A 12,199-nucleotide genomic window follows, 5' to 3' on the forward strand; every position below is an offset into this window, starting at 1 on the left:
TGCGGGAGCCGGATTTGAACCGACGACCTTCGGGTTATGAGCCCGACGAGCTACCAGGCTGCTCCATCCCGCGCCTGTATGTTTAGAGTCCCAGAAGCCGGATTTAAACCGACGACCTTCGACTTCAGGTATTAGCGAGTCCGACGAATGATTTATCATTCTGCTCCATCCCGCGCCTGTAATCTCTGAGTAACATAAGCATGTTAACGACGCCCTGTTTCAGAGAGAGCGCTATCATATAGCAATAAGATTAGAAATCAAGGGTTATAGTGACAAATTTAACTCAAACGAACAAAAACCACACAAAACAAAGCTAAAAAGCTCGCTGATGAGGACTAATCATTTTTTGCCACTCCCAATCAGGGTGACCCATCACAATAAAGTCAGGGTTTTCTGTGCTTTCTCGTTGATTGTAAGTTAACGGGTTGAATTCGGCATCAGTAATACAGCCACCAGCTTCTTCTACAATCACTTGTGACGCCCCAGTATCCCACTCACCCGTTGGCCCGATACGTAAAAAACAATCAGCTTTACCCTCTGCGATGATACAAGCCTTTAATGAACATGAGCCTAATGCCACCGTCGCAAACTGAGTATTTAAATACTGACTGACCGCTTCAATTTTTTGTCTGCGGCTTACAGCTAAGGTTAAGTTATCGGGTGTTGCTACCGAAATTTGCTGATCTTGGCCATTTTCACGTTTAAATGCGCCATTTTGATAACTAGCAAAATAAGTCACTTGTTTCGCTGGCCAATGGATAACACCCAGTACTGGGCGATTATTTTCAACTAAAGCGATATTAACTGCAAAATCACCGCTTTCTAGAATAAACTCCCCTGTACCATCCATAGGATCAAGCAGCCAATAACGGTGCCAATCTTTTCTGTCTGCCAGCGCCGGAATGGGTGTTTCTTCAGACATAATTGGAATATCAGGGGCTATGGCTTTCAAACCAGCCATTAATACATCGTTCGATGCTAAGTCAGCCTTGGTGACCGGAGTATGATCTGACTTTTGCTCAGCACCAATATCATCCTGCTGATAAATGGCCATAATGGCATCGCCTGCTTGCTCAGCTAACCGAATACACGGTTCTAAAAAATCATTCATTGCCCGCTCCCGACTCTAAGTACTTTGTTAATAATAGCAAAGCTGCGACACTTCGTGCTTCAGTAAAGTCTTCTTGTTGCAATAATGATTGCCAATCACTTATTGGCCATTTTACAACGACAAGCGGTTCAGGCTCATCACCAGGTAAGGTTTCAGGGTAGAGATCTTCAGCATATAAAATATGCATAGTGGCATTAAAGTAACTCGGCGCCATGCTGACTTTTTTAAGTTCAGCGAAATGCTTAGCACCAAAACCAACTTCTTCTTTAAGCTCACGGTCTGCGGCTTGCTGTGGTGTTTCGCCTGGGTCAATCAGGCCCTTTGGAAAACCCAACTGATAATCATTGGTGCCTGCACAATATTCTCGCACTAATAACAGTTCGTTATCGGCCGTTACTGGCACAATCATAACTGCCCCTCTGCCACCGCCACGAATTCTTTCGTATTGCCTTTGCTCATCATTTGAGAACTTCAATTCGAGAGATTCAACAGTAAATAGTCGACTTTTAGCGACAACTTCATTAGACAAAATTTGCGGTGGTGTAGGATGCTTTTTCTGTGTCATTGGCATTAATTTGCTATCATGGCAGTTATGCTCATCATAAATCTTTTAAAGTGAATTGCCTATGTTAAATTGGTCAAAAATCGATACTGTGTTGTTAGATATGGATGGCACCCTACTCGATTTGCATTACGATAATTACTTTTGGCTAACCGTTATTCCCGAGCAATATGCGCGTAAACATAAAATCAGCTTAGACGAAGCAAAAGCTGACATTTTACATCGTTATCAACAAGTTCACGGACAAATTAATTGGTACTGCTTAGATTATTGGCAACAACAACTTGATTTACCAATTATGGCGCTGAAACGCGACATTCAACATTTAATCAGAATTCGTGAAGATGTTCCGCCGTTTTTAACTGAGCTTAGAAAAGCAGGCAAGCAATTGATCATGCTTACTAACGCACACCCAGATTGTGCCATGTTAAAGTTTGAACATACTGCTATCGATAATTATTTAGATGGTGTGATCTCAACTCATCAATATGGCGTGAGTAAAGAGCATCAACCATTATGGCAACAAGTACATCAAGAATGGCAGTTTGATAAGGAACGGACTTTATTTGTGGATGACAGCCCTGCCGTGCTAGATGCGGCAAAAGAGTTTGGTATTGGTCATATACTTGCGGTTGCCAACCCTGATAGTCAGCAACCGCATAAGCAGTTCGATGGCTTTTTATCAACCATCGATTTTCGCGAGCTTATACCCGTTGAATGATTACTTCGGGTAACGCTGCTCTAAGCCTTGGTATACAAGCTTTGCAAAATCTGCATGCTCTGTATCTAGGCTTTTAACCACTTCAACTAAGTGCTCGTTATCTTCTTGACCATTCCACACCTTGATATAGCTACCGTCTTTGTAGCCATGATCTTGGCGAAAGAAGTTCAAGGTGTTTTTACCAACGTAGCCACGATATAAATCATCGATATCCATACCAATTTGCGCCATACAACCTGCAAACGCAGCTGCATTAAAACTCTTTTCAGCGACTGCTGACGCGGCTAATAATTCGAGTGTTTGTTTAAAGTCATCTGCTTGAACTGGCGCACTTAACTCAGCTTCAAGTTGCGCAGCTAACTGCTCATAGCTGGTTTCACCATCAATGCGTAAAGATAAACCAAAATGGAAAATATCAACTAACTCTAAAATAACTTGTTCTGTGTCTGGGGTTTGTTTCTTCCACCACTTCCAACCGTAGTGATCCAGCATTTCAGCACACTCAACCCAAATTGCACGATACCATTCAAAACCTTGGCTAAACCATTGCTCATGAACTTTGGTATTCATCGCATTTTGCATCTCGAGCATAACAACGAGTTTTTGTAAATTAGCAGACATTCTTTATCCCAACTTGCATTTTTTATTTGCCTATATACTACAGTTAAATTTGAGTTTGATGTAGGTAAAGATGAAATAAATCCCGCAACAATCAGGTCATCTTTGCAGTTGATAAGAATAACCGAGGAAGCCCATGTTTAAATCTCTATTCATTAGTGCACTGTTTGTACTATCAAGCCACGTTATCGCTGCAACTGCAACCAATATTGCCGAATCAGCAGAGCAAGTTAGTCCGTTATTACCTGGCTTAACGGTGCCAAATGTTGAATTGAAAGACCAATACGGTAAAACCGTCTCGCTAGCTGAGCGCTTTAAAGAAAAAACTACCGTGCTGATTGTTTATCGTGGTGGCTGGTGCCCATATTGTTCAAAACAATTGGCCAGCGTGCAAAAAATAGAGAAAGAATTAGCAAGCTTAGACGCGCAACTAATTGCCGTTTCACCAGATAGCCCTGAAAAACTCGCTGAAACAAAAATTACAGCTCCTAGCTATCAATTGCTTTCTGACGACAGCCTTACTTTGGCGCAAACGTTAGGTTTAGCATTTTATTTAGATGACAAAACAGCAAAGATTTACCGTAATAAGCTTGGGGTTAACTTTGTCTCGTTAGAAGGTGAGCCAAAAGTAGCACTGCCAGTACCCGCAGTATTCGTAATAGATACTAATGGGTTAGTTCATTTTCAATACGCCAACCCAAATTACAAAGTACGCTTAACAGAAGATTTATTACTAGCCGCTGTTAAATCAGTGAGTGAGCAATAAATTAGCAACCGATAAGCAGGATATGCTTCTGCTTATCGGCTTTGTGTAAATTCTTGCCAAGATTCAATTAAATCGACAAAGTCTTCAAAACCACAACCGCTGCACAAGCCCTCTTCTTCAAGCATTAAATCATCATCTTGATAAGCAACTAAATCTTCGTTGTCTTGATGTAATGCATGTGCTTCGAACAGCGCTTCGTCTTTACTTAAGATCAAATCAATTTCTTGACCTTGTAAGGTTAAAGACTCATGACTGTTCTTAACAGCAGAGATCAACGCTTGCACCATCGCAATTTTTTCTTTTCCGACTTCTTCGTTTAGCCAACGGCCTATAATGGCGTGTTCAGAGGAAATTTTAATGCGTAAACCGCTAATAGGGTCGCGGATAAATTGATATTCCATGGAGGGTACTCTTAATACGTTATCTGCTAATTATACCGTTTGCAGCTAAACGTGGCGAGTTTAGTCGCCTTAAAACAGCTCGAGCGCCTAAGTGGCGCTCGAGTTTGTGCTAATTAAATAGCTAGAGTCGCGACTTGAAGCGTGCAGCATCAATAATCGCCCATAGGTATACGATTGGCAGTAAAATAAAGCCAACTGCAACATAAATTAGTGCACCACTAATAACCCATGCTAAAAAGAATGCAATAGCCGCCATTAAACGACCTTGTACCAATTGTCCTAAACCAGGAAAAAAGATATTACATATTGCTGCGATTACATTACCGCCAGAACCTTGCTCTGCCATACTAACCTCTGTAGTTTTTAATGATTATACTTTTTATAATCACACTTTATGCCAACTTATTATGACTTACAAATCAAAGTGTTAAAAAGTGGCGTTATTTTAATTTTAGTTCTTTTTGCTAAAAATCGGTCAAATTCACAATTTTTATATCGTAATTTTAATGACTTGCCAAAATAGCTGTTTATAAAAACAGTATTTTATTTAGCCTTGCATAAACACCTGTTATACTCCACCCATTATAGATTGAAAAGGCGTAACGATGGACGTTTCTGAATTACTCGATGGCTTAAATGACAAACAACGGGATGCAGTCGCAGCCCCATTGCAAAATATGCTGGTACTTGCAGGTGCAGGTTCTGGTAAAACTCGAGTACTTGTTCATCGCATCGCATGGCTCATGCAAGTTGAGCAAGCTTCTGCATACAGCATCTTTGCGGTAACCTTCACTAACAAAGCCGCGAAAGAAATGCGTACCCGTGTAGAAGAAACGTTAAAAGCACCGGTTGGTGGTATGTGGATTGGTACCTTCCACGGCTTATCTCATCGTATTTTACGCGCCCATCACCGTGAAGCGAACTTGCCTGAAAGCTTTCAAATCTTAGATTCTGACGATCAACAACGTATGATCAAACGCTTACTCAAAGCGATGAACATCGATGATAAAAAGTGGCCAGCAAAACAATTTGGTTGGTATATCAGCGCGAAAAAAGATGAAGGTCTACGTCCTAAAGACATTCAAGCCTACGATATTAATGAGCAAATGATGCTAAAAGTCTATGCTGCATATCAGGAGGCTTGTGACCGTGCAGGTTTAGTCGACTTTGCAGAAATACTACTACGCTGCTACGAAGTACTTAAGAACCACCCAACACTTTTACGTCACTATCAACAGCGTTTTGCCCACATGCTGGTAGACGAGTTCCAGGATACCAATACAATCCAGTACGCTTGGTTAAAATTACTCGCAGGTAACACCAACAGTATTATGATCGTAGGTGATGATGACCAAAGTATCTATGGCTGGCGTGGCGCAAAAATTGAAAATATCAAACGCTTCTTAACTGACTTCGAAGCCGAAACCATTCGCCTTGAACAAAACTACCGTTCAACGGCAACAATATTAAAAGCGTCAAATGCGCTGATCAAAAACAATGCTGAACGCATGGGCAAAAGCCTGTGGACTGACGGCAATGACGGTGAGCCTATTTCTGTTTACGCTGCGTTTAATGAATTAGATGAAGCGCGCTTTGTTAGCAGCAAATTACGTAGCTGGCTAAATGCAGGTAATGCATTACAAGACGCCGCCATTTTATACCGTAACAATGCGCAATCTCGTGTACTCGAGGAAGCAATGCTACAAGAAGGCTTAAAATACCGTATTTACGGCGGTATGCGCTTCTTCGAACGTCAAGAGATCAAAGATGCGCTTTCATATTTACGTTTAGTGGGTAACCGTCAAGATGATGCTGCTTTCGAGCGCGTTATTAACACCCCTGCCCGCGGCATTGGTGATAAAACGCTAAGTCATATCCGTGACTGCGCGCGCAATGAGTCATTGCCACTTTGGTATGCCGCAAAGGCTATTGTAGAGCAGCAGCATCTATCTGGCCGTGCAGCAAGTGCCGTCACTAAATTCTTAGAACTTGTTGAGCATATCGAAGATAAAATCAGCGATCTCACCTTAGAAGAGCAAGCGAAATACGCCATTCAAACCTCAGGGTTAATGGCAATGTATCAAGCAGAAAAAGGTGAAAAAGGCCGTGCCCGCGTAGAAAACTTAGAAGAGCTTATCAGTGCTTGTGGTCAATACGAACTCCCTGAAGATGAAGAGTTCAGCTCACCACTACAGGGATTTTTGGCTTATACCTCACTAGAGTCTGGCGAAGGTCAAGCTGACGAGCACGAAGACGCGGTGCAAATGATGACACTGCACTCAGCAAAAGGCCTAGAATTCCCACTGGTATTTATGGTTGGTGTTGAAGAGGGCATGTTCCCATCGCAACAAAGTAATGAAGAGTCGGGCCGTTTAGAAGAAGAACGCCGCCTCTGCTATGTTGGTATGACTCGCGCGATGGAAAAACTATACATTAGCCACGCAGAAAGTCGCCGTTTATACGGCCAAGAAAAATACCACAGCCCATCACGCTTTTTACGTGAAATGCCTGAAGACTGTATCGAAGAAATTCGTATTAAAACACAGGTTTCAAGACCACCCGCGGCAGGTCGTTTTAGTCCCTCAGTAACACATGCCGCATTTGAAGAAAGCGGCTTTAACTTAGGACAACGCGTATTACACGCCAAGTTCGGCGCAGGAACCGTACTCAATTACGAAGGTAGCGGCGCACAGTCACGTATTCAAGTGAACTTTGATGACCTAGGCAGCAAATGGCTTGTAACACAGTATGCAAGACTTCAAGCCTTATAATGAGTATTTAACAGCACTGTGTAATGAGCTGGTGATCGCAAAGCATCGCCAGCTTGTCATTGTGCAAGGCTGCGAAACTTGGTGCTATCAGTTTGCAAACCAATTAGCGCTTAAAAATACCTATGTTTTCAGTAGCAACTCATTATTAGCAAATAGTGAGTTTCCAAAACATGCTCACCAAATTCTTGGCCAAGAGTTTCAACACGCAATTTTTGATGGTTTTAGCGGCTTATATGCCGATAAACTAGCCGCGCTTGCAGGTACCGTAAAAGCAGGTGGTGTACTGATACTGTTGCTGCCCGATGACGATAAGTGGCAAGACCCTGCACTCACTAGTATTACCTCTTATGGCGAAGAAATTAAACACAGCTTTTTTAATCAGCGTTTATTCTCCAAGCTAAAGTTGCAGCCACATTATTTTACTGAACACTCGCTCCCTGCTTACCAATCAGTATCGTCAGCAACTGCAGAGATAAATTATCAGCAACAACAAGCATGTGTTGAGCAAATTATTAAAACCGCGACAGGGCGCGCTAATCGTCCTTTTGTGATCAGTGCCGACCGAGGTCGTGGTAAGTCAGCTGCTTTAGGGCTTGCAGCAGCAAGTCTTCAAGATAAAAGAATCCTTATTTGTGCCACCCAAGCCAAAGCCGTACAAACAAGCTTTAAACATTTAGCCGCTGAGCTTGGTGTTAGCAAAGAGCTAAACTGTAAACAACTAGCTAACCTTAGCTATATTGCGCCAGATATACTGCTACATGAAAAGCCAGATTGCGATCTGTTATTTGTCGACGAAGCTGCGGCGATTCCGGTTCCTATGCTATTAGAGATACTAAAAAGTTATCCACGAATCGTATTTGCGAGCACTATGGTTGGTTATGAAGGGAATGGGCGTGGTTACACGTTACGTTTTTTACATTACTTACGTAGCCAATATAAATCTCTAAAGACTATTACTTTGGATGAGCCAATTCGTTTTGCTAAACATGACCCTCTCGAAAATAGCCTACGCGAACTATTACTTCTCGATGCAAAGTACCTAGATACGCAGAGTGGTAAGTCTTACCAATTTGAAAACATAAGCAAAGAGCAACTTGTTGATGATGAGCAGCTACTTAGCCAAGTTATGGCGCTACTGACGTTGGCTCATTACCAAACCACAGTAAATGACTTACGCCAATTGCTTGATGCCCCAGAGTTACAGCTATCGATCTGCAAACAAGAAAATGCATTAAAAGCCGTTTGCTTAATCGCTATTGAGGGTGGCTTAGCACCAGAAATCGCAGAGCAAGTAATAAAAGGAAAGCGCAGGCCTCATGGTCATTTAATGGCGCAAACTCTGACTCAATTGAGCCGAAATACAGAAGACTTGTGTAAACGCTCAGCGAGAGTTGTGAGAATAGCTGTTGCACCTGAATGTCATCAACAAGGTATTGGCTCAGCCCTGTTAAACTACTGCGAAAGCCAATTAAATAATTGCAGTTATTTTGGTGCCAGTTTTGGCGCAAATGCAGCGTTAGTTAAGTTTTGGCAAAGTAATGGCTTTAATATTGTTAAGCTTGGATTTAGTCATGACAAAGCAACGGCTGAACATGCTGCTTTAGTGATTAAAGCGTTAGGTAAGCAAAGCACAGATAGCGCAGCACTCTTAATAGAGGAATTTAAACAAGACCTGTCTTTGCAACTCCTTGGTCATTTTAGCTCACTTCCTTGGCAGCTTATTGCAGAACTATTCAAAGGCTTACCAAAAAGTTCCTTATCTTCTGCCTTAAATACAAGAGCTGAGCGACTGTTAACCGGTGACATTAACCTCTTCCAAGTACAGCCATTGCTATGGAAAATGATTTGGAGCACACCAATTAGTCTAAATTTATTAGATGAACATACAAAATTCATCCTTATTCGACTAGTATTACAGCAAACCTCTGTAAATAGCTTGATCGAAGAAGCCGGTTTTACAGGTAAAAAAGACTTAGACTCACAGTTCAAAACCGCAGTGCAAGGTTGGTATGCTCACTATAAATCACTTCAAAATAACAGCCATTAAGTGTTTATGTTTTTATGCCTTGCTACTATCTCAGTTAGCTTTAGCTGAACACGAACAACCTACCATTAAACTCGGGATGTCGACGGCACTGACTGGACCTGCTAAGCAAATAGGTGAACAGCTAGCGCTTGGCAGTAATATTTACTTTAACAAAATCAACAAAGAAAACGGTATTAATGGCCAAAGTATCGATCTGATCTTAGCTGATGATGGCTATGAGCCAAAAAATACCGTAGTGAATACCCGCGAGTTTCTATTTGACCAAAAGATCCATGCGATTTTTGGCTCTATGGGCACGCCAACAGCTCATGCAATTAAGCCCCTGCTAGATAGACACCGTATTCCATTTCTCATGCCATTTACAGGCGCTGACTTTTTACATAACAGCTCAATGCCGAATGTATTTAATCTTCGTGCGAGCTACCAAGATGAAGCCATAGAGCAAATTAACTACCTAGTTAAAGAGCGTAAGCATGAAAAAATTGGCTTAATGATCCAAGCCGATGAGTTTGGTTATATGGTAGAGAGCAATCTCGTTAACGCCCTAAAAATACATGGTATTAAACCTGTAGAAGTCACGCGATTTAAGCGCAATAGTGATGATATTTCAAAAGCTTTAGCGCTTCTAAAAGAAAGTAATGCAACCGCAATTTGTTTAGTCGGTACCTACAAGCCTCTCGCTGAATTTATTAATGCTGCAAACAAACAAAGCTTCAACCCAGATTATACTTCGGTGTCTTTCGTATCGAGTCATGATTTATACCAACGGGTTAAAAAGCCCGCTAACATCATGGTCACTGAAGTGGTACCTGACCCAAATAACTGTAAGAACCCTTGGTGTAAGCAATTTATTGAAGATATAGAGCCTTATCACACTAGTGCGAATAGAATTATATTTGAAGGTTATTTGAATGCTGTTGCACTCGTTAGCGCTGCCCAAAAATGCCCAACACCACTAAACAATCAATGCCTACTGACCGAGCTAAATCGACTCTTTACTGATACATCAGATTTCGCTGATCTATTTAACACTCACACTTCTGGAAATAACAAAAAAATCTACCGCTCATATTTTAAAAGTAATTAGGTTAAACTACGACTAAATTACAATAATGTTCTATGCTATAGAGACTTAACAAGGCTTTGAGGGAAATATGGATCTGATTAATTTTCGAGTTGGCCAAAAGACCATTTCACTAAAAATTCTCGATATTCTTCTAACTGAGCGTTACGAAGGAAATTTAACGTCGTTGCCAAATGAAAATAAAAGCTTCATTGGGGTTAAAGATTATATGGAAACCCCAACGCCTATCTTTGATTTAGGAATTGTATTAAACAATCACTCAACCAAAGAGACCAATACCGAATTATCTGACCTTTTAGTCGAAAGAGAAAAAGACCATTTAGATTGGCTAGATGCTCTAGAAAATAGCCTAGTAACAGGTGCACCTTTTACAAAAGCCACAGATCCAGACAAATGTGCATTCGGTCGTTGGTATAACAACTTTGAAACCGATAACGAAGACTTACAAAGTATCTTAGCCAAGTTTGATAAGCCACACCGTGAATTACATGCTATGGCCGGTGAGTTATTAGAATTGCAAAAAAGCCAACCTCACGACAAGGTGATTAGCCTATTTGCAGAGAAAAAGCGCCAAACATTCAACCAGCTTATTAGATTGTTTGAATCGGCACGTGAGCAGATCATTCTTGATTACAAGCCAATCATCATCTTCACCACAAAAGACGGTGTAACACCTCATATAGGCCTTCTAGTCGACAAAGTAGAAGACAACATCAACGTAAAAAAAGAAGACATCAAACCGTTAGACCAACTTACCTCGGTTGGTTTTGATGTTGATCCGCAAACTAAAAACATGATGCGCGGACTAATCAAAATGAAGCATAAACACAGCTTATTATTAGACCCAAGTGCCATCTTCCGCCCAGAGCACCTCATGCGCCACGAAGCAGAAGAAACCGAAGAGTATGGGCTTTTTTAGTCGCTAGTTAGCGAGTTAGAAAGAGTAAAGTTAGAAAGGGGAAAGTTTAAAGGTCTGGCGTAGGTTGGGTAGATCGCAGCGGAACCCAACACAGAGCTATCAGCTTTCAGCCGTCAGCGATCAGCTGCGCGGTGTGGGTGTTTGGTGTAGCGTCTTCCTCTGCCGGAGGTTCTAGGCAAAGTGTACTTGTAGGTACGGCTTTAGCCGTAAATGTGTTTGTTCTGGTCTGAATTCGGCACTGAAGTGCCTCCTACGGGGTTTTGTTGCTGAGGGTGACTCTGTACTAAACAACCCCACAGATCAACTAACATCTATTATCTGCCGCCTGACATTTTCATCACGCAGGAATGGCTTTAGCCATGAATGTGTTTGTTAAGGGTCTGAATTCGGCACTGAAGTACTTCCTACGGGGTTTGTTGCTGAGGGGATCTCTGTTTACAAATACTCCACCGCTCAACTTACCTCTAATATCTGAAAGCTGATGTCTCTTGTTTATTCGGCACTGAAGTGCCTCCTACGGGGTGTTGCTGAGGGTGGCTTTGTACTAAACAACCCCGCAGTTCAACTTTACCCTTGCTAACTTGTGACTCGCTAACTCATGTTGGGTTTCGCTCCGCTCTACCCAACCTACCTGGAGAATGAACAGGGTGAGCTTAGAATGACTCTGTACTAAACAACCACACAGTTCAACTTTACCCTTGCTAACTAGCAACTCGCTAACTCGTGTTGGGTTTCGCTACGCTCTACCCAACCTACCTGGCTGACAGCTCAAAACGCAAAAAAGCCCGACTCTTTCGAATCGGGCTTTCTTTAATTTGGAGCCTGGCGATGACCTACTTTCACATAGCAGCTGCTACACTATCATCGGCGCTGTTTCGTTTCACTACTGAGTTCGGCATGGGGTCAGGTGGGTCCAAAACGCTATTGTCACCAAGCAAAAGGCGTGGAAAGGATTCTCTACAAAGCGCGTAGCGCTTACGAGTCCTTTGCGCAAGGTGAACTGATTTCGCGTTAAGCGTTGCGGTTCACCCTACATAAATCTGGAAATCTGATATTTTCTTACAGCTTAAAGCTATGGCTTACAGCTTCGTAAAATCTACTTTAGTTTCTTAACTTCTGTCTGTTACGCTGTCATAAAACGCGTTTGGCGTTGTATGGTTAAGCCTCACGGGTAATTAGTACAGGTTAGCTTAATGGCT

11 protein-coding genes, 1 tRNA gene and 1 rRNA gene are annotated in these 12,199 nt (G+C 42.0%); 6 read left to right on the top strand and 7 right to left on the bottom strand.

From position 1 onward, the window contains the following. The 3 genes from HUS61_RS20455 to nudE all read right to left on the bottom strand — a co-directional run bounded on the left by HUS61_RS20455 (position 1) and on the right by nudE (position 1,676). Positions 1–73, bottom strand: a tRNA-Met gene (locus tag HUS61_RS20455). Positions 74–313: 240 nt separating this feature from the next. Beyond that, positions 314–1,111 carry a 3'(2'),5'-bisphosphate nucleotidase CysQ gene (gene cysQ, locus HUS61_RS20460; protein WP_055021754.1) on the bottom strand — a complete coding sequence of 266 codons (798 nt, stop codon included), beginning with the start codon at positions 1,109–1,111 and terminating at the stop codon, positions 314–316. Next, positions 1,104–1,676, bottom strand: coding sequence for an ADP compounds hydrolase NudE (gene nudE / locus HUS61_RS20465; RefSeq protein ID WP_171040476.1), 573 nt, complete (start codon positions 1,674–1,676; stop codon positions 1,104–1,106). The genes cysQ and nudE overlap by 8 nt, the downstream gene beginning before the upstream one ends. Before the next feature lie 61 nt (positions 1,677–1,737). Here nudE and yrfG point away from each other — a divergent pair, with 61 nt between their 5' ends. Next, a complete protein-coding gene (gene yrfG, locus HUS61_RS20470) occupies positions 1,738–2,394 on the top strand; it encodes a GMP/IMP nucleotidase (RefSeq protein WP_054563941.1) in 657 nt (218 codons plus the stop codon). Here the strand turns inward: yrfG and HUS61_RS20475 are convergent, their stop codons facing one another. Beyond that, positions 2,395–3,015, bottom strand: coding sequence for a dUTP diphosphatase (locus tag HUS61_RS20475; RefSeq protein WP_055199370.1), 621 nt, complete (start codon positions 3,013–3,015; stop codon positions 2,395–2,397). It abuts the gene before it with no gap. Between the two features lie 133 nt (positions 3,016–3,148). On the opposite strand from HUS61_RS20475, the gene HUS61_RS20480 reads away from it, so the two are divergent. Then, a complete protein-coding gene (locus HUS61_RS20480; protein WP_055021757.1) occupies positions 3,149–3,778 on the top strand; it encodes a peroxiredoxin-like family protein in 630 nt (209 codons plus the stop codon). A 32-nt stretch (positions 3,779–3,810) separates the two neighbouring features. Here the strand turns inward: HUS61_RS20480 and HUS61_RS20485 are convergent, their stop codons facing one another. Continuing rightward, entirely contained in the window at positions 3,811–4,179 is a 369-nt protein-coding gene (locus HUS61_RS20485; protein ID WP_175083598.1) for a YacL family protein, read from the bottom strand. Positions 4,180–4,300: 121 nt separating this feature from the next. Continuing rightward, positions 4,301–4,525 carry a hypothetical protein gene (locus HUS61_RS20490; protein ID WP_054554878.1) on the bottom strand — a complete coding sequence of 75 codons (225 nt, stop codon included), beginning with the start codon at positions 4,523–4,525 and terminating at the stop codon, positions 4,301–4,303. 259 nt (positions 4,526–4,784) lie between these two features. Here HUS61_RS20490 and uvrD point away from each other — a divergent pair, with 259 nt between their 5' ends. From uvrD to HUS61_RS20510, 4 genes are all read left to right on the top strand, one after another. Then, complete coding sequence (uvrD, locus tag HUS61_RS20495) at positions 4,785–6,950, top strand: DNA helicase II (RefSeq protein ID WP_175083599.1); 2,166 nt, start codon at positions 4,785–4,787, stop codon at positions 6,948–6,950. Next, a complete protein-coding gene (locus HUS61_RS20500; protein ID WP_175083600.1) occupies positions 6,928–8,997 on the top strand; it encodes a GNAT family N-acetyltransferase in 2,070 nt (689 codons plus the stop codon). Before uvrD ends, HUS61_RS20500 begins: the two co-directional genes overlap by 23 nt. Continuing rightward, positions 8,960–10,084: an ABC transporter substrate-binding protein gene (locus HUS61_RS20505; protein ID WP_175083601.1), complete on the top strand. Its 1,125-nt coding sequence runs from the start codon at positions 8,960–8,962 to the stop codon at positions 10,082–10,084. Before HUS61_RS20500 ends, HUS61_RS20505 begins: the two co-directional genes overlap by 38 nt. 67 nt (positions 10,085–10,151) lie before the next feature. Continuing rightward, positions 10,152–11,000 carry a CZB domain-containing protein gene (locus HUS61_RS20510; protein ID WP_105180702.1) on the top strand — a complete coding sequence of 283 codons (849 nt, stop codon included), beginning with the start codon at positions 10,152–10,154 and terminating at the stop codon, positions 10,998–11,000. 820 nt (positions 11,001–11,820) lie between these two features. Here the strand turns inward: HUS61_RS20510 and rrf are convergent. Further along, positions 11,821–11,935, bottom strand: a 5S ribosomal RNA gene (rrf, locus tag HUS61_RS20515). Positions 11,936–12,199: the final 264 nt, after the last annotated feature.

This window comes from Pseudoalteromonas sp. 0802 (assembly GCF_013350085.1).
GTDB lineage: Bacteria > Pseudomonadota > Gammaproteobacteria > Enterobacterales > Alteromonadaceae > Pseudoalteromonas.